The sequence below is a fragment of the Dyadobacter linearis genome (genome assembly GCF_907165045.1).
In the GTDB taxonomy this organism is placed as follows: domain Bacteria; phylum Bacteroidota; class Bacteroidia; order Cytophagales; family Spirosomataceae; genus Dyadobacter; species Dyadobacter linearis.
Map to the genome: position 1 here is coordinate 389,468 of NZ_CAJRAU010000003.1, position 18,888 is coordinate 408,355.

At 44.6% G+C, this 18,888-nt stretch carries 18 protein-coding genes; 13 read left to right on the top strand and 5 right to left on the bottom strand.

What is annotated here, in order from left to right; translation table 11 throughout:
- Position 1 precedes the first annotated feature (1 nt).
- Both KOD92_RS12085 and KOD92_RS12090 read right to left on the bottom strand, forming a co-directional pair.
- Positions 2–3,358, bottom strand: coding sequence for a SusC/RagA family TonB-linked outer membrane protein (locus tag KOD92_RS12085; RefSeq protein ID WP_215233828.1), 3,357 nt, complete (start codon positions 3,356–3,358; stop codon positions 2–4).
- Positions 3,359–3,640: 282 nt separating this feature from the next.
- Positions 3,641–4,246 (bottom strand): precorrin-2 dehydrogenase/sirohydrochlorin ferrochelatase family protein, encoded by a 606-nt coding sequence (locus KOD92_RS12090; RefSeq protein WP_215233829.1) that lies wholly within the window; start codon positions 4,244–4,246, stop codon positions 3,641–3,643.
- Between the two features lie 135 nt (positions 4,247–4,381).
- On the opposite strand from KOD92_RS12090, the gene KOD92_RS12095 reads away from it, so the two are divergent.
- Complete coding sequence (locus KOD92_RS12095; protein WP_215233830.1) at positions 4,382–6,325, top strand: ABC-F family ATP-binding cassette domain-containing protein; 1,944 nt, start codon at positions 4,382–4,384, stop codon at positions 6,323–6,325.
- A gap of 58 nt (positions 6,326–6,383) precedes the next feature.
- Here KOD92_RS12095 and KOD92_RS12100 read toward each other — a convergent pair whose 3' ends face one another.
- Positions 6,384–6,962 carry a Uma2 family endonuclease gene (locus KOD92_RS12100; protein WP_215233831.1) on the bottom strand — a complete coding sequence of 193 codons (579 nt, stop codon included), beginning with the start codon at positions 6,960–6,962 and terminating at the stop codon, positions 6,384–6,386.
- Between the two features lie 100 nt (positions 6,963–7,062).
- On the opposite strand from KOD92_RS12100, the gene KOD92_RS12105 reads away from it, so the two are divergent.
- The 6 genes from KOD92_RS12105 (at position 7,063) to KOD92_RS12130 (ending at position 12,430) form a co-directional block, all read left to right on the top strand.
- Positions 7,063–8,346: a type IX secretion system plug protein gene (locus KOD92_RS12105; RefSeq protein ID WP_215233832.1), complete on the top strand. Its 1,284-nt coding sequence runs from the start codon at positions 7,063–7,065 to the stop codon at positions 8,344–8,346.
- 145 nt (positions 8,347–8,491) lie between these two features.
- A complete protein-coding gene (locus KOD92_RS12110) occupies positions 8,492–9,604 on the top strand; it encodes a Gfo/Idh/MocA family protein (RefSeq protein ID WP_215233833.1) in 1,113 nt (370 codons plus the stop codon).
- Positions 9,605–9,617: 13 nt separating this feature from the next.
- On the top strand, positions 9,618–10,730 hold the full coding sequence (locus KOD92_RS12115) for a Gfo/Idh/MocA family protein (RefSeq protein WP_215233834.1): 1,113 nt from the start codon (positions 9,618–9,620) through the stop codon (positions 10,728–10,730).
- 24 nt (positions 10,731–10,754) lie between these two features.
- On the top strand, positions 10,755–11,750 hold the full coding sequence (locus tag KOD92_RS12120) for a glycosyl hydrolase family 18 protein (protein ID WP_215233835.1): 996 nt from the start codon (positions 10,755–10,757) through the stop codon (positions 11,748–11,750).
- A gap of 45 nt (positions 11,751–11,795) precedes the next feature.
- On the top strand, positions 11,796–12,242 hold the full coding sequence (locus KOD92_RS12125; RefSeq protein WP_215233836.1) for a DUF6934 family protein: 447 nt from the start codon (positions 11,796–11,798) through the stop codon (positions 12,240–12,242).
- A gap of 11 nt (positions 12,243–12,253) precedes the next feature.
- Complete coding sequence (locus KOD92_RS12130; RefSeq protein ID WP_215233837.1) at positions 12,254–12,430, top strand: hypothetical protein; 177 nt, start codon at positions 12,254–12,256, stop codon at positions 12,428–12,430.
- 5 nt (positions 12,431–12,435) lie between these two features.
- Here the strand turns inward: KOD92_RS12130 and KOD92_RS12135 are convergent, their stop codons facing one another.
- Together KOD92_RS12135 and KOD92_RS12140 are read right to left on the bottom strand one after the other, a co-directional pair.
- Positions 12,436–12,663, bottom strand: a complete 228-nt coding sequence (locus KOD92_RS12135) for a helix-turn-helix transcriptional regulator (protein WP_215233838.1) — start codon at positions 12,661–12,663, stop codon at positions 12,436–12,438.
- Positions 12,663–12,878, bottom strand: a complete 216-nt coding sequence (locus KOD92_RS12140) for a helix-turn-helix domain-containing protein (protein WP_215233839.1) — start codon at positions 12,876–12,878, stop codon at positions 12,663–12,665. The genes KOD92_RS12135 and KOD92_RS12140 overlap by 1 nt, the downstream gene beginning before the upstream one ends.
- A 150-nt stretch (positions 12,879–13,028) precedes the next feature.
- On the opposite strand from KOD92_RS12140, the gene KOD92_RS27545 reads away from it, so the two are divergent.
- The 6 genes from KOD92_RS27545 to KOD92_RS12170 all read left to right on the top strand — a co-directional run bounded on the left by KOD92_RS27545 (position 13,029) and on the right by KOD92_RS12170 (position 18,550).
- Positions 13,029–13,250, top strand: a complete 222-nt coding sequence (locus KOD92_RS27545) for a SymE family type I addiction module toxin (protein ID WP_215233840.1) — start codon at positions 13,029–13,031, stop codon at positions 13,248–13,250.
- Between the two features lie 100 nt (positions 13,251–13,350).
- Positions 13,351–13,896 (top strand): DUF6934 family protein, encoded by a 546-nt coding sequence (locus KOD92_RS12150; protein ID WP_215233841.1) that lies wholly within the window; start codon positions 13,351–13,353, stop codon positions 13,894–13,896.
- Positions 13,897–13,910: 14 nt separating this feature from the next.
- Positions 13,911–14,081, top strand: coding sequence for a hypothetical protein (locus KOD92_RS12155; protein ID WP_215233842.1), 171 nt, complete (start codon positions 13,911–13,913; stop codon positions 14,079–14,081).
- Between the two features lie 176 nt (positions 14,082–14,257).
- Complete coding sequence (locus KOD92_RS12160; RefSeq protein ID WP_229254647.1) at positions 14,258–15,097, top strand: SMP-30/gluconolactonase/LRE family protein; 840 nt, start codon at positions 14,258–14,260, stop codon at positions 15,095–15,097.
- An 82-nt stretch (positions 15,098–15,179) separates the two neighbouring features.
- Positions 15,180–17,588, top strand: a complete 2,409-nt coding sequence (locus KOD92_RS12165) for a TonB-dependent receptor (protein WP_215233844.1) — start codon at positions 15,180–15,182, stop codon at positions 17,586–17,588.
- Positions 17,589–17,593: 5 nt separating this feature from the next.
- On the top strand, positions 17,594–18,550 hold the full coding sequence (locus KOD92_RS12170; RefSeq protein WP_229254648.1) for a DUF4249 domain-containing protein: 957 nt from the start codon (positions 17,594–17,596) through the stop codon (positions 18,548–18,550).
- The last annotated feature ends 338 nt before the right edge of the window (positions 18,551–18,888 follow it).

An 18,888-nucleotide genomic window follows, 5' to 3' on the forward strand; every position in this document is an offset into this window, starting at 1 on the left:
ACTATAACGTCAGCTTGATCGCCACTGTAAATTGCTTTTGGATCGGCTGCGCGACACCGCCCGAATTGAAAAACTCGGGATCCTGTCCCTTCAACCTTTTATCCGCATAAATCAACCATGGATTAATAGAAGACAGCTGAATGCTCGCCGCTTTGAACCCGTATCTGCCCGCAAATACGACGGGCACTTTGTAAGAAAGTGACACGGATTTCAATCTAACAAAATCTCCTCTTGCTACCCTTTCGGTGGAATAATTGTAAATGCTGTAAGGATAAGTACCCGCCAGATATTGCGCTTCCAGCTTGTCGGGAATCGACGCGACCGGGGTAACCGCTTCTTCGCCGGAAATCAGCCATCTATCCAGAAACTCACGTGGAAGTGCGTCCAGATCGCTGAATACCCCTTTATAGAGTGGATTGAGGCGGATTTTGTTACCATATTGGTAAGTAAAGAAAACATTCAGTGACAGATCTTTGTATGTCAATGTATTGTTAAAACCTCCGGTCACAGGCGGATCAACTGGTCCTTCATATTTTAGAAAAGATACATTCTGATCCTGTAAATAAACGTCCGAGCTCACTTCTCCATTCTCGTTCAGGAAAATGGGTACGCCAGTTTTCGGATTCAATGCACGATAATCTATTGAAAATAAGCTTCGTACCGGTCTCCCCTTCACATTCGCCCCTTCCGCTTTGACCAAATCAAAAATGCCTGGGTTGTTGTCTACATTGGTAATGCGCGTCTGTGCGTAACCCACCGTGATCCGGGAACGGAAATCCCAGTCCTTGTTTTTAAAAAGCACGCCGTCGATCGAGAAGTCGACCCCGTAAGACTGCATATCTGCATAGTTGGCTACTTTATAAATTTGCCCGCCAATACCCGAAGTTTTGATCTGGTCGATCAGGTCAAAGCTGTTCCGGGTGTAACCGTCTACTGTCAGGTTAATCCGGTTGGCAAACAAACCCAGGTCAAGTCCTAGGTTTCCGCTATATAATTTCTCCCAGGTCAGCTGCGTGTTTTGCAGAGACGCCAATGCGATGGCCGATTCTTTTTCATCCGCGTAAGGTCTTCTGCTGATAATACTTTGGAATAAAACCGCTGAATTGGTTGCCGGCCCGGTGTCAGCGGAAAGCCCGTAACTGGCGCGAAGCCTGCCCATACTAAGCCATTTGAAATCTTTCAGGAAATTTTCCCGATCAAAATTCCATGATCCGGCCACTGTATACGTTGGCAGCCACCTTGCAATCGCCGATTTCCCAAAACTATTTGAACCATCATAGCGGATATAAGCGGTAAAATTGTACTTATCATCCAGCGTATATCCTGCGCTTCCGTAAAATGCCGCGAAACGTTCGTAGTCCATCCGCATTCCATAGTATTGGAAATTAGACTCAATGGTTTGCTTCAAAATCCGGTAATCGACGAAAGGTGTTCCTCCCTGATCATACTGAAATCCGTAACCTGTATTATTGGAATTTTTTCGGTTGGTATATTTAATTTCCTGACCTGCAAGAATATCGATCTGGTGCCTTTCTGCAAATTTTTTGTTGTACCTGAGGTTGTTACGAATGTTATAAAACAACATCTGATCCTCGTTGGTATTGTAAAAACCGCCGCTCGGCAATACTACAACCGGATATGCATTGGGCACGTCGGGATCGGTGTACAGGTATTTATTAGCCAAAGCAATCGTCGAATTATCTGCTGCGCGATACGCATTGGCCATATTACTGTTTTCGGTAATAATGTGCTCGCGACCGGTTTGAATGTACCTGAGTGCGCCCAGGAAATCGTAAGTGATGTTATCCGTGATTTTATAGGAAAGATTTCCCTGTAACTTAATATCCGCCAGATTCAGGTTAATGCGGTTGTTGGCCAGCTCGGAGACTACATTGAAAGGGGCAAAATTTCTTCTGAAATATTCCAGATCGCCATTTTCATCATAAGCTGTCAAAGTCCGGCTGGTATTTAATGCATAGCTGAACGGGTTAATATCAAAATCCCTGTCAAATTTCCCTTCCACGGGGTTGCTTCGGCGGCTGAGCGAGCCGGGAGCCTGCTGCCGGCGGACAGAAGCGAGGGTTGTCAGCCCAATGCTCAGCTTGTCGGAAAGCTGGTAGGTATTGTTGAAATTCAAGGTGTAACGTTTCACTTTATCAGCGATCGTCCAACCGTTATCATCGAGGTAACTTACAGACGCATAAGAACTTGACTTCTCACTTCCGAAAGAAACACTTAATGAATGTTCGTGAATGAAATTTTGCTTGAAGAGCACATCAAACCAGTCGGTATTGGAGCCAGCATAGCGGAGCAAATAGTTTTTCTTGGCTTCCTGTGTATTGGGTAATGGAAAGTTGCCTTCGTTATCACCGTTCAGCGAGTTGTAATATTTACCATAAACACCAAAATCCGGCCTTGAAAGAATATCAGAATTCAGATAACCTTTACGTTCCAGTTCGCCGAGCACAGACATTTGCTGCGCCGAATTCATAATGTTGAAATTCCGGTAAGATGGCGTAAGTTGGGTGCTAAAATTGCCGGAGTAAGTGATCACCGGCTTACCGCTTTTTCCTTTTTTGGTCGTAATTACGATTACCCCGTTCATCGCGCGTGCACCATATAATGCCGCGGCGGCTGCGTCTTTCAGAATATCAAAGGTTTCAATGTCGTTTGGATTCAACCCCGCCACCGCAGAACCCAGCAATGTAGTCGGGTCGCCGCTTGAAAGCTGATCGTTTGAAATATTCACAATATCCTCCTGAACAACCCCGTCGATCACCCAAAGCGGCTTATTATCACCGTTTAAGGAAGTTGCACCGCGGATCCTGATCTTTGGAGCAGCCCCGAAAGTACCGGAAACGTTTTGAATGGAAACCCCGGCAGCGCGGCCTTCGAGCATCCGGCTTACATCAGGAAGTCCGTCAATTTTAACATCGTCTGTTTTAAGGGTAACAGCCGATCCTGTGAACTTATCTTTATCAATGTTCTGAAAACCAGTCACTACCACATCCTGCAAGCCTACCGCATCTTCGGCCAGCTCGATACTCATGCTTCTTGCAGCGGGAAGTTCTTTGGGCAGAAATCCGATCATCGTCACCACCAGCGTCGCGCCTTCGTTGACGTCGGTGAGTACAAATTCGCCCTTTTCGTTGGTCACAGTTCCCTTTTGCGTACCCTTCACGCGCACGGTAGAACCGATCAGTATTTCCCCTGTATTGCTTTTAACAACACCCTTTATATCAATATTGATGATATTGGAAAAAGCGTGAATGGGGAGGATTGAGAAAGCAAAAAAAATGGCACCAAGAAGCAACAAAGAAAGCCTACCCTGGCCACTGTTCCGGTAAAAAAGATCCATATATGCTCGTGTATAAGTCTATCTCAAAAATGAATGGGTTTCCGAATTACCGGTTTGAATATTACTTATTTCAATAATACGTATTAAAGCAATAAAAAACGAACACAATTTTTTACTATCAGTTACATAGTAAAAATGCTGAAATAAAATTTTAGTACTAAGGTCAGTAGCTCAGGTATTCAGAGGTTACGACTGATGTGGAGGGGGCACGGGCGATATTCTGCAAATATCTTTATTAAAACAATTTACGCTGCGTTTTATTGTGAGATCTATGCCCGATTTTCAATCGATTTTATCAGCATTTTCCTGGGGGTTTACCGGGGCTGTCAGCACGGAAGTTATCCGGTTCAGCTCATCCACTTTATAAGCAAAATCTCCCTTCAACATATCCCGCACAGCTTTGAGCTGCTGCATAGCGGTTTCGAGGTTATCGGGTAATGCTTCGCCTAGTACTTCTTTTAATCGTTTCGCGAGCGTCGGCGACATTCCGTTGGTTGAAATCGCGACTTTCAGATTTCCTTTTCTTACAACAGAAGAAAGATAAAAGTCGCAAATAGCGGGTGTATCGGCCACATTTGTGAGAATATGTTTCGCTCTTGAAGTGGCGGCGATGCGCTTATTTTCTTCCTTATCATTTGTAGCCACGATCACCAGGTCCCTTCCGGTAAGATCTTCATCCACAAACCTCCTTTTTATCAAGAAGATACGATCATTATTTCCAGCCAACTCTACGATTTCCTGCCTGATCTCGGGGGACACCAATGTGATGTTGGCTTGCGGCGAATTATCAAGTACTGCGGTGATCTTTTCAAGGCCTACATATCCGCCTCCGACGATCAATGTTTGCAGGTTTTCAAGTTTGATAAAAATTGGAAAAAGCTCGTTCACGGCGCAGGTTTGGGATGAATGGTTTATAATCAAATTTACAGGAAAATATGTTTTGATTCTGTCTGTCAGGTTTCATTTATAACTATTCCAACAATCGGACTTTTACTATCTGCTTCTTCCGTGTAACTTTGTACTATGATCGCAATTACCAACCTCAGTTATTTTCTAGGCGACAGAGCACTTTATGACGGTGCGTCGCTTCATATAAAGCCTAAACAAAAGATCGGGCTGATCGGCTTGAACGGAACAGGAAAATCTACGCTGCTGCGCATGATTAACGGTGAATTCCAGCCGGACGGAGGCAATATTTCCAAATCCGGGGATTGTACTATCGGCTTTCTGAACCAGGATTTGCTTTCATACCAAAGCGACGATTCCATACTTTCAGTGGCTATGCAGGCTTTTGAAAGACAAAATATGCTGCAAGTGCAGATCGACAAGATCCTGCACGATATGGAGCACAATTATACAGATGCGCTGGTTGACAAACTTGCGCGCGTGCAGGATGAATTCGAGGCGCTTGACGGATACACGGTACAATCCAAAGCGGAAGCGATCCTGGAAGGTCTGGGATTCTCTACCGCCGACCTGAATCAGCCTTTGCGTCTGTTTTCGGGGGGATGGAGAATGCGGGTAATGCTGGCGAAACTGCTCTTGCAGAAACCGTCACTGCTCATGCTCGATGAGCCTACCAACCACCTTGACTTACCTTCTATTCAGTGGGTTGAGAAATACGTGCAGTCTTACGAAGGCGCAGTAATTGTGGTTTCTCACGACAGGCAATTCCTTGATAATACGATAGATACGACCGTAGAAGTGTCCGGTGGGAAACTGAATTATTACGCAGGAAACTATTCTTATTATTTAGAGGAAAAAGAAGAGCGTAACGAAATCCAGCGCGGCGCTTACGAAAATCAGCAGGCTAAGATCCGTCAGACAGAGCGTTTTATTGAACGATTCAAAGCCAAAGCGACCAAATCGAAGCAAGTTCAGAGCCGTGTAAAAGCATTGGACAGGATGGATGTTGTGGATGCGGTAGTAGATGAAAATGCAAAAGTGCATTTCCGCTTCCAGTTTACCACACAGCCCGGAAGACACGTTTTTCAGCTTGAAGAGGCTTCGAAAGCATACGGCGACAAGGTAATTCTTGACAGTACCAATATAAGTATGGAGCGCGGTGATAAAATCGCGTTGATAGGTGCGAACGGACGTGGAAAATCGACTGTACTTCGTGTGGTGGCGGGTACCGAGCCTATTGAGGGGAAAAGAAGACTGGGTCACAATGTGTCTTTTACATTCTATGCACAGCACCAGCTGGAATCGCTGAATGTCGCGCATAACCTGATAGAAGAGCTGAAATATGCCAATTCAAATAAGACAGAAACAGAGCTACGGACAGTTCTGGGCTGCTTTTTGTTCAGTGGTGACGATGTTTTCAAGAAGATCAAGGTTTTGTCAGGAGGTGAAAAATCACGGGTTGCATTAGCGAAAGTATTGCTTTCACAAGCGAACTTCCTGCTGCTCGATGAGCCTACCAACCACTTGGATATGCAGTCTGTGAACATTCTGATCCAGGCCTTGCAGCAATACGAAGGAAGCTACATCGTCGTGTCCCACGACCGGTATTTCGTTGAAAACATTGCAAACAAGATCTGGTATATCGAAGACCACCAGATCAAGGAATATCCCGGAACTTATCAGGAATATGAGATTTGGGTTGAAGAAAGAGGTTTGCAGTCTGCCGTGAGTGAAAAAGCCACTGTAAGCAGCGCGCCGCCTCAAAAATCAACGCAGCAAAATTCTGCTCCTAAAAGCGCACCGAAATCTACCTCGTCGGAAGATTCGGCGAAATTGAAAAAAGCGCAAAAGCAGATCGAGGAACTGGAATCGACCATTAATAATCTGGAAATTCGGAAAGCGGAAACCGAAACAAAGCTGGGCGACCCGAAGATTTACAATGATTCTGTGGCACTTGCGGAGATCAATCGCTTTTACGCAGATATCAAACAAAAGCTGGAAAAGACCACAGAGGATTGGGAAAACCTGATGATGGAAGTCGAAGAGCTGGCTGCTAAATAGGTATTAAAAGCAGAAGAAGGGAATCGAATGATTCATCTTCTGCTTTTAATAAAATCAGTTATATAATTTCTTCCGTTTGCGCATAGATATCAGCCATTTTCAAAGTGAGGCCAATGTGGCTGATTTCAATGGCCTCATCTATTGTATATGCTTCGGAAACAAGGGACCAGAGACCATCCTCGCCCTTGTGATACACTTCTGCCGCTAATCTTCGGGAGTCAATCAATACATATTCAACTAACGTGGGTATGCTCCGATACAAATGAAATTTCTCACCCCGGTCATACTCACCGGTGCTTGGAGACTGAACTTCAACAATAACTGACGGATTGAGTAAGTTATCAGTCTTATCACCCAGAAATTCCGGTTTCCCGCAGTGAATTAGCAAATCGGGATATGTATACAGACCATTTTCCGGAATATAAATTCTCATATCCTGAGTGAGGCTTCTACAAGTTTTCCGTTTAAGAAAAAAGCCGATTTCGGTAGACAAGCTTGCTACAATCGCGTTGTGGTTATAGCCGGCTCCGGCCATCGCGAAAATTTCCCCACGGTAGTACTCGCTTTTGTAATCCGCGGCTCTTTCTAGTTCGAGATACTCTTCTGCTGAATACATTTGAATAGGTTGTGCTGTCATACGTGTGTAAACAAAAATAGTTAATAATGTTCAAATGACCTTTTCCTGTTTAGACGTACCTTGGTTCGGGAAGTAACGTTATTATTTGAAAATATTTCTGATGCGCTTTATCCTCTCCATTTGTCTGTCACTTTGCATTACTGCCGCTTTTGCGCAGGCTCAGAATATCCGTCTGGAAGATTATATATATAATGAAAGGATCAGGACTGTGCTGCTTTATCCGGCAATTGAAGATCCTGAGAACCCTACCCGCCTGCTGACCCCGCCCGTAAAACCGCTCGCGAGCACTTCGCCGCTTGTTCTTGAATTCGACGATATGTCGGGAGAATTTGAAGGGTATCGTGCAAAAATCATCCATTGTAATGCAGATTGGACCAAATCGGGTTTGAACGATATTGAATTCACTTACGAATTCAATGAATATCCAATTACCATTTCAGAGCAGGCATTCAGCACCAAAGTCCCTTATTTTCACTACCGCCTCGAACTGCCGCGGCTGAAACTTTCAGGAAATTATGTGGTGTACGTTTATTCCGACAGAGACAGAAAGCCGGTTCTGAGCAGGCGGTTTATGTTGTTTGAGTCAAGAATAAACCTGAAAGCGGAGGCGCGTTTCTCGCAGGGTATTCAGCAACAGTTTTCGGATCAGCAGATTGATTTCGCAGTAGAATATAAAGGTTACCCGCTCAATGCGCCGCAAACTGATCTGAAAGTTTTCATCCGGAAAAATTTCAGGTTTGACCAGATGAAATCGGGATTTAAGCCCACGAATGTGAGACCGTTCGATCAGCTTCTGGAATACACGTTTTTTGATCTTGAAAATACATTTCCCGGTGGCAACGAATTCCGGTATTTCGACAGCCGCTCGCTAACCGGGCGCGGTTACGGGATAAATGAAATCCAGCGTACGGATGAATATACCAGCCTTTCACTTTTTCCAGACAAATCCAGGGCAGTCGGCGCTTACATTCAGATCGACGATTTTAATGGCCAGTATATTGTCGATCAGCGGGAGTCGGGAAGAGGAAGTGTGGAAGCGGATTACACGCCGGTATTGTTTACATTAAAAACACCTGAAAATCAGGATGTTACTTATTATGTAAATGGCGCATTCAATCTCTGGCAGCTGAACGATCGCAACCGAATGACCTACAATGCTGACACACAAGCTTATGAAGCAGAAATTGTGATCAAACAGGGCGTTATTAATTACGATTACACGGCAGTTTCAAAAGCAGATAATAAAGCGGACGAATCGATGATCGAGGGAAATTATGCCGCTACTGAAAACGATTATGATATCCTTATCTACCACCGTCCTCCCGCAGGCCGGGCTGATTTGCTGATAGGTTACCGGACCGTAGAATGGAACCGGCGCCGCTGATCCCGGTTATTTTATTACATAAAAGCAGCCCTAGAAATTGACCATATTTAACAGAAAATCATTCCACGCATACCTGCTTCTTTTATAAGGAGATTCATATCATGCACCCCTTTTTCAGTTGTTTTCATCACTTTAACAACTGACTATGAATTCCCGCCGAGACTTTTTACAAAAACTTTCATTAGGAATCGGAGCTGCCACGCTCACTGATCTTACTCCTGGCATAGCTGCTCCGGTTACATCAAATGTTCCGGCCGACAAGCAACTCCGGGTTGCATTAATGGGCCTCGGTGGCTATGCAGATATCGTCGCGCGTGGCATGAAAGAATGCAAAACGGCCAGACTCGTGGGCATTGTGACGGGTACTCCTTCTAAAATTCCCGTTTGGAAGCAGAAATATGGCATTGAAGATAAAAATGTATATAACTACGAAAACCTGCATGAGATCAAGAACAACCCTGATATTGATCTCGTATATGTAATCACACCTAACTCACTGCATCACAAGCATGTATTGCAAGTTGCGGCGGCTGGAAAACATGTGGTTTGTGAAAAACCGGTGGCTGACAATGCAAAGCAGGCAAGAGAAATGATTGCGGCTTGTGAAAAGGCTAATGTGAAATTCTATATTGGCTATCGTCTTCATTTTGAGCCGCATACCAAGGAGCTGGTCAGAATGCGCGAAGCTGGGGAATTTGGTAAAATTATGCACGTCAATAATTACGCGGGTTTCAAGATCGGCGATCCTACGCAATGGAGGCTGAAAAAATCACTGGCAGGCGGCGGCGCGATGATGGATGTTGGAGTGTATTCTACAAATGGCGCGCGCTATTGCACAGGCGAAGAGCCGATCTGGGTCACTGCGCAGGAGTCTAAAACGGATCCTGTGAAATTCAAGGATGTGGATGAAACGGTAACTTTTCAGTTAGGTTTCCCGAGCGGGATTATTGCTAACTGCGGCTGTACCTATAATTTCAATCATGTTGAAATGCTGCGGCTGATGGGCGAAAAAGGCTGGGCCGAGATGAACCCTGCATTTGGTTACGGCCCTATCAGAGGCACTACGCACAAAGCCGCGATTGACCAGCCCGATGTGAATCACCAGGCTTACCAAATGGACGGAATTGCGGATGCGATACTCAACGGAAAACCAGACCCAAATGTGACTGGCGAGGAAGGTTTAAAGGATATGCTGGTGATCGACGCAGTTTATGAGTCGCTTCGCAAAAACGGCGCGAAAGTATTTATCAAAAAATAATCACTCAATTACTATGGATTCACGTCGTGATTTTCTTCAAAAACTAACGTTGGGAATAGGCGCTACTGCATTGACCGACCTTCCCGCCACGGCCCGCGAGCTATATTCGGGCCCAAAAGCCGACAAGCAATTACGCGTCGCGATTATGGGTCTGGGCAGCTACGGTACCCGCGTGGCGGAAGCGATGAAAGATTGCAAAATGGCAACATTGGTCGGCGCTGTTTCCGGCACACCCGCTAAACTGGAAGATTGGAAAAAGAAATACAACATTCCGGCAAAGAACACTTATAACTACGAGACCGTCAGCAAGATCAAGGACAATCCTGACATTGACCTCGTGTATATTACCACACCTAACTCACTGCATTACAAGCATGTGCTGCAAATTGCAGCCGCTGGAAAGCATGTACTTTGCGAAAAACCCGTAGCTGACAATGCTAAACAAACTCGTGAAATGATCGCGGTTTGTGAGAAAGCCGGGGTGAAGTTTTACATTGGTTACCGCATGCATTTCGAGCCGCATACCCGCGAGCTGATCCGTATGCGCGAGGCTGGCGAGTTGGGCAAGATCATGCATGTGAACAATTATATGGGTTTCAAATCCGGCGATCCGAATCAATGGAGACTCAAAAAAGCATTGGCCGGCGGCGGCGCCATGATGGACGTGGGCATTTATGCGTTGAATGGCGCACGCTATGCAACAGGCGAAGAACCGATTTGGGTGACGGCGCAGGAAACCAAAACTGATCCGGTGAAATTCAAGGAAGTGGACGAAACGATTATGTTCCAACTTGGTTTCCCGAGTGGTGTGGTGGCAAGTTGCGGCACGACTTATAATTTCAATAACTACGAAAGACTGTATGTGATCGGCGAAAAAGGTTTTGTGGAACTTAGCCCCGCATTCAGCTATGGCCCGATCAAAGGCCGGACGCATAATGGGCCGATGAACCAGCCCGTAATTACGCATCAAACCCTGCAAATGGACGGAATCGCTGATATTATCCTCAACAACAAGCCCGATCCGAATGTAAGCGGCGCCGAAGGATTGAAGGATATGATCGTGGTAGATGCGCTTTATGAATCGATCCGCAAAGGTGGCGCGAAGATTATGTTGGCAGGCAAATAGCATTTCTAACCACAAAGAGTCACCATGAAACTCCCGAAGTTGTTCACAAAATGCATCTTCGCCTTCATGGTGATTTTTGCATTCAGTACCAGTTGCAGCAAAAAAAGCGTTACCGTTTCCAAAAAAGCTCGCACCGATAATCGCTTTAAAGTAATCGGTTATTTGCCCAACCGGATTGATTTGGTAGCAGCAGCTAATCAGGTGGATTTTGCCAAAATCACACATTTATATATTGCATTCATCAATCCGGATTCACTCGGCAACCTTACTGTAACTCAGAATCTCAAAGAAGTAGCTGCCCTGGCCCATTCTAAAAATGTGCAGATCATGGCGTCTATTGGCGGCGGCGGTGCTCCAAAATATTATCCTTCTTTTTTGGTTGGGGAAAAGAAAGCAAAATTGATCACCGATCTTGTAAATCTGGCAGTTGAAAACAATCTCGATGGCATTGACGTAGACCTGGAAGGCGACCTGATCGATGTTAACTACGAAAACTTTGTAATCGACCTCGCGACTGCATTAAGACAGAAAAACAAGCTGATCACAGCCGCAATAGCGACAGTTTACAAAAGCCAGTTTACCGACAAAGCATTAGCCCAGTTCGATTTCGTCAACATCATGTCCTACGACCGCACCGGCCCGTGGCGCCCCGACAAACCCGGTCCCCATTCCCCCTACTCCATGGCCGAAGAAGACCTCCAATACTGGCTCGAAACCCGCAAAATTCCAAAAGAAAAATTGACACTCGGCGTCCCATTCTACGGCTACGGCTTCGGCGGCACCGCGCCAGAAAGTATGTCTTACAAGAACATTCTCCGCCAATATCCTGACTCCGTTAACCAGGATCAGATGCATTTGAATGGCGGGATGGTATATTATAATGGGTTAGCGACCATTCGGAAGAAGACTGAGCTGGCGAAAGAGAAGGTTGGTGGGGTGATGATTTGGCAGTTGTTGCAGGATAGCACTGGGGTGAAGTCGTTGTTGGGTGAGATTGATGGGGTGGTGAAGGGGAAATGAATTTTTGCGATATTCGCAGCATTCTGACACACTAGCTATCTATTAATGAATCTTGACAAATACACACTGGAAAGAAGTTCCGACTCCAAAATATTTGAATTTACAAGCACAGGACCGAAAGGTGCTATTCCGAAAATTATTAAGTTTCAAAAAATCGATGACGCAGGACTTCATAATCTTGCGTTTGGGAATAGCAATAATGGCGGACGTCGTTTAGACGATCGTGCGGTATCAAATAATGGTGACACTGAAAAGATTCTTGCAACAGTTGTTTCGGCACTTTATTTCTTTTTTGACACATATCCAACTGCAAGTGTTTATGCAACTGGAAGTACGCCGACTCGAACCAGGCTTTACCGAATGGGTATATCACGTTTTTATTTTGAGATGGTGGAAGATTTTGAACTATATGGCATGAGAAATAAGGTTCTCCACCCGTTTATAATCAATGAGGATTATGATGCTTTTTTAGTTCAAAGAAAACTTTCTTAAATTGAATCATTATGAGAACAACACATGATAGCTGGAATAGAAAAGTGCCGAAGGTCAAGATCAATCCCGCGCTGAACAAATATGAGGATATGGATTTGTTTCCTGAGAAATTAGCCCACGTACAAGAAGAGCTAAAAAACGTGAAACTACCGCCAAGGCTAATGCCAGTTTCAGAGCCAAAACACTGAAAATGTCAATGGTCAGTGGCTATTGATACTAGATTTTCCAGCCTCACTTCCAGCGCCGAGGCAATTTCATACAAAGAATAAAGCGAAGGCGAAACCTTTCCATTCTCAATCCTTTCAATAGACTGCCTGTCCTTTTCACAAGCCCGGGCAAGATCCGACTGACTCCATCCCTTTTCAGTTCGGAGTTGAACAATCCTTTTCCCTACTAATTTTTGGAGTTCTATTTTTTCCACTAAGAAGGTAACTCAACACCTTTGAAAACTGCCCTTAGTAGATCACATGGATCGACATCCATCGCGAGGGCAATTAAATACAATTCTTTAGCTCTTAAATGAGAACCTTCTTTCAAAGTCAGTTCACTAAGTCTCGAAGCGCTAATTCCAGTTTTACGTGAAATTTCCGCCTTATTGATGGATTTTCTTCCCAGATATAGACCTAATTCTGTCATTATATTCCTGCTTTTCAGGATATAAATTTAGAATAGGCAATGATCTATATAGAATTTCCACATACTGCTTTGTAATTTCGACAGTATATCACTAGCTTTATCCAGAAAAACAATATAGATGTATCGAAAATCTGACCTACAAATTTTAATATGCGCAAGCCACGCCGTCTAAAAATTTATTCGAAATTCCAACAAACCTCACAATGGAACTCCAAATTCGTCCCCGAAATACGTCTCTGCGGAAAGTGGCTGGAAGATATGGGATTTGAATATGGAGCGCATATAACGGTGCGGTTGGAAGATAGCAGATTGATTATTGAACCTGTGGGAGAACTGAGAAAGACCCCTCAATTGGAGATTTGGCAAGAGTAGCTCACCGCTTGCTCATTGATTGAAAGCCTCGGGCTAAGTTAAAGTCGTTGTAATCCTTTGTCATACGTAAATTTTGCCATTTCGAATCAAATCGTTTTGAATGGCAGGAACGGCTAATGTTTATGAATTTGATGAAGAACAATCTTCGACGGAACTGAGATATGTCTTTCTCAGCGTTGGTAAAAAAATAGTCTCGAAGATCGTTGTTTATACATGCACGCATCAATTTGAAAATCGCGATGTGTACAATTTGGGTTTTGGAGATTATTTTGACGAGGATGATAACATAGAGGACCGGGTGCAGACCAACAATGGCGATGCATATGTCGTATTTAATACCGTTCTGGCAACAATCCCGCTATTTTTTGAAAAGTTTTCCGACTCAATGTTAATGGTCCAGGGAAGCGATAGCCGACAGGGTTTCGCCGCAGAGTGTAAAAGAACCTGCCTGAAAAACTGTAAAACATCGTGCAGAAAGTCAAACCAAAGGATTTCAATCTATCGAAATTTCGTTGAAAAACACTTCCTGACGCTAAGCCAAGACTATTGGTTCCTCGGCGGTTTCCGGGGATTGAGATACCAGATAATTACCGAAATCTACATTCCGGGGAGAAAATATGATGCAATTCTTATGTTCAGGAAATAATCGTAAATTAGAATATGGAAGAGAAAAAAGTGAAATTTCGTGGTATGCCTGAAATGACCGAATCGGAAGCCAGGCAATACGTGCTGGACAAGCTTCGTGGGCGGGAGATTTTTCCGGAAAAGACGGCGCGGGCTAAGGCATTTTTGATAGAGCTCGAAAAAAATCAGCAGCGCCTGATCCCATAGTTATCCCGGGTGCATTGAGAATCCAATAAGTAAGGAACAAGAATTTTACTGCTTTTAGAACAACCGGGGCTAACTTCTCCCGGCATTGTTTTGATATGAAAAAGACAGCAGGTATTTGTTCAATTTTATCCGGGCTGGCAGCCTTGCTACTCCCGGCCTTACTTTCAGCACAAATAATGGATTCGAAATCAATTGCAGCACCAGACGCAAAAGTTGAAAAACTGGGCGATGGGTACAAATTCACAGAAGGCCCCGTGGCAGATAAGGACGGTAACGTGTTCTTCACCGATCAACCCAATAACAAAATCATTCGCTGGGACGCCGAAACAGGCAAATTCTCTACTTTTTCGGATAATGCAGGTCGTGCAAACGGAATGTATTTTGACAAAAAAGGAAACCTCATTGCGTGTTCGGACGAGAACAATCAGGTTTGGTCTTTTGACAAAGATGGTAAGCCTACCGTTTTGGTAAAAGATTTTGAAGGTAAGCTGCTCAACGGCCCAAACGATCTATGGATTGACCCAAAAGGTGGAATTTACCTCACTGACCCACTTTACAAACGCGATTACTGGAAACGTGACCCGAAAATGCAACAGGACGGCGAACACGTATATTACCTCGACCCAAAAGGCAAAAATCTGATCCGCGTTGATGCCAATATTAAAAAGCCAAACGGCATCATCGGCACCAAAGACGGGAAAAAGCTCTACGTGGCGGATATTGGTGATAACAAAACCTACGTGTACGATATCGAAAAAGACGGAACATTAACCAACAGAGCACTTTTTGTTTCAAAAGGCTCCGACGGAATGATCCTCGACGCGGAAGGAAATCTCTACATTACCGGCGACGGCGTAACCGTATTTGATAAAAACGGCGAAAAAATCGCGCATTTCCCGGTGCATAAAGGCTGGACTGCCAACCTTTGTTTCGGCGGAAAAAATAACGATATGCTTTTCATTACTGCCGAGACTGCGGTTTACGGTTTGAAAATGAAAGTAAAAGGCGTGAAATAGACGGTGTAGTATAGGGCAATAGGGATTGTCCTATACTATATATTTTATCGGGTCGTTACACAAGCGAACCCCGCCTATGCCTATGCGTGCTTTTTTTACGAATCTGTTTCTTCTCCTATCAGGTGCGGCTTTTTGTCAGGAACGCATCACAATCAGCGGTTTTATTAAGGAAAACGGGAGTCAGGAGCAGCTGCCGGGCGTGAATGTATATATTGAAAATTCGCCGTACGGGACAGTAACCAATACGTACGGTTTTTACTCAATGACCGTACCTGTTGCGGACACTGCCACACTTTCGTTTTCATTTGTAGGCTACGAGAAGGTCAGCCGGCCGGTTGTTTTGAACAAGAATATTGAACTGAGCATATTCCTTTTTACGGTAAATCAACTCGAAGAAGTGCTCGTTTCGGCGCGCAAACAGGAGGATTACGTAAGCCGGAACGTGCAAATGAGCAAAATCGAAATCCCGATTCAGCAGATCAAAAAGATACCTGCTTTTTTTGGTGAAAAAGACGTTTTGCGTGTATTACAGCTTATGCCTGGTGTACAAAAAGGCACTGAGGGACAAACCGGACTGTACGTGCGCGGCGGTGGGCCGGACCAGAACCTGATTATATTGGACGACGCGGTGGTTTACAATGCAAATCACCTTTTCGGATTTTTCTCCATATTTAATAGTGACGCACTCAGAAGTGTAGAGCTAACCAAAGGCGGATTTCCGGCAAGATATGGAGGCCGACTTTCGTCGGTCCTCGAAATGAATATGAAAGAAGGCAGCAAAGAAAAGCTGCACGGCGAAGGCGGTATAGGGCTAATTTCTTCCAGACTCACGCTCGAAGGGCCGATTTCAAAAGGAAAATCGTCATTTCTGATCTCAGGGCGGCGCACTTATATTGATGTGCTGGCAGCTCCATTCATTGCCCAATCCCAGAAAGGGTCCGATAGCCAGGTTAAGCCGGGCTATTTTTTTTATGATCTAAACGCCAAGATGAACTACGATCTTGGCAGAAAAGACAAGCTTTATATCAGCGGCTATTTCGGCAGGGATAAGTTTCATGCAAACGAAAAAAGCTCCGATTCGGAAACCAGGGCGGGTTTGGCGTGGGGGAATGCGACCGCTACTATGCGCTGGAACCACCTGATCAACCAAAAACTTTTTGTAAATACTTCCTTCATTTACAGCAATTTCGACTTCGGCGTTTCGAGTTATTCCAATGATATCGGTTTCAATGGAAGCAACGGTGATGAGTTTAGTCTTGAATACAATTCCAAGATCCGCGATCTGGGGATTAAAACGGATTTTGACTTTTATCCCTCCACCAAACATGCGGTAAAATTTGGTGGCCAGGCTACTTTTCACAAATTCGTACCCTCCGCCCTCGCCATTGCCGGCTCATTTTTCGACAACCCTATCGAACGCTCCGTACAGCCGGTGAATACCCTCGAAGCGGGAATATATATTGAAGATACCTGGCAGGCGCTGGACGCATTGAAGATCAATGCAGGTCTCAGGCTGAGCTCATTTCAGACCAAATCCAAAAATTACATCCGGCCCGAACCACGCTTTTCTGCTGCACTCAGATTAGCCAAAGACCTGTCTTTCAAAGCTTCGTATGCGCAGATGAACCAATATGTGCATTTGCTCTCCAACACTGGCCTGGGTTTGCCTACCGATTTGTGGGTCCCTACCACAGACCGCATCGCGCCCCAACAATCCAGGCAGGTAGCATTTGGTTTTGCAAAGGACCTCGACCGGCCGGCGCTGACATTTACATTGGAAGGATATTATAAAGTGATGAACAATATCCTGAACTATAAGGAAGGCTCTTCTTTCCTGAGTTTCAATGGTGAAAATGCAAATGAACTGAGCTGGGAAGACAACGTAACTTCGGGTAAAGGCTGGTCTTACGGAGCTGAATTTCTGGTCCAGAAGAAGACGGGGCGCTTTTCGGGCTGGGTCGGTTATACCTTATCCTGGACATACTGGAAATTCCCCGAACTGAATTTCGGCAAAACATTTTTCCCCCGCTACGACCGCCGCCACGATCTTTCGGTAGTGGGTATTTACGAACTCAGCAAGCGGATCACGCTCAGCGCAACGTGGGTTTACGGTACCGGCAATGCACTTACCTTACCAATAGCAACTTATACCGGCCTGCGCGATAACTTCATTCCGCGCGTGACACCAAACGGCCAACCGATCATTGACTGGGGTGGCAGGGAAGTGAATGAATATGGAGAAAAAAACAGTTTCCGGTCCGAGCCGTTTCACCGTGGGGATGTTGCCATTCAATTTCACAAAAAGAAAAAACGGCACGAAAGAACCTTGGAATTTGGGTTTTATAATATCTATAATCGCCGCAACCCATTCTTCTATAATATTGATGACGAGACCGTTACCGAAGGTTCAGCAATCAGAAACAAGAAAACTTTGAAACGATACTCGCTCTTCCCTATCCTTCCGTCTTTCAGCTACAATTTCAAGTTTTGATGGCTATGAAAATGAATATCCGCATTTTACTGATCTGTATAAGTTGCTTCGGTATGGGCGCCTGTGAGTCGCTTGTGACAGAAATCGATGATGCAGATTTACCTAAAACAGAATCCAGGCTGGTTGTTCAATCCTTTATATCTCCCGAAAATCAGAAAACACTTGTAGTAGTGAGCCAGTCTGCGCCATTATTCGGACAGGATATTCCAGAGGCGCTTCTCATTTCAAATGCATTGGTTACCATTTCCAATGGCAGCCAGGAAGCGGTGGTACCCTACGATTCGGTCAATATGCTTTACGCAATTGATAAATCGAGGTTTCCGATCGAGGCGGGCAAAAAATATACAATCACTGCTTCTGACGGAAAAAGGTCGGTTAATGCTTTCTGCACGGTGCCGATAAAGATAGTCAGCGCAAAGAGCTTCGAGATAGATACAACGCTTTCCAGTAATTTCAGCAACGACACCTTGCTTACACTAAAAATGCAGTGGGACGATATTCCTGGCGAAAGAAACTTTTATCGCGTGAGAGCCTTTATCGACCTGGAATACAGCGTTCCGGATGATACTAACCCAGCAGAATTTAAGGAGCGCAGGGTTCGTAGCAGGTTCAATGTCAATTGGGAAGAGACTATTGGTCGGGATAACTTTCAGAGTGACGCCAGCCTGGACGGGACAGTATTTACTTCTCCGCGAGGCACATTGAGGTTACCCGGAATTACGGCGTACGATCTCGGAAATGGAAATGTATTTACTGTTTATCCAAAATCAAAGATCGTATCCGTGACAATGGAGGTATTTAATACGGATGAAGTTTATTATAGATATCACAAGTCGCTCGATAATGCGCGAAATTCTGACAATCCATTTGTGGAACCTTCTCTTGTTTTTACGAACATAAATGGCGGTTTGGGCTGTTTTGCCGCATATCATATCGGGCAGCTGGTTTATCGCGCGGAGTAAATTAAGGGTTACTTTCCTACTCAAATGCGTTCTACACGTGAAGACAAACTGAGGTTAAACTACCTCAAAATGTTTCCTCTATTTTAAAAGTTTTACAAGAAAATACATCACTTAACTAATCGTAAAAAGCTGTTGGCGAGTTTAAAGCGCAGTTTTCGGATTCCAGACCTTCTTAAATTCACCCGGCTTTTGAAATCTAAGTCACAAGTAACTTCAAGGCATACTTTTTTCTGAATCCCCTTCACACAGCACTATTTTATAAATACTGAATGGACTACCACGTCTGGAAAGAGTGGTTTTAAAATATATACATATCACCAGTATATGTGATCCTATTG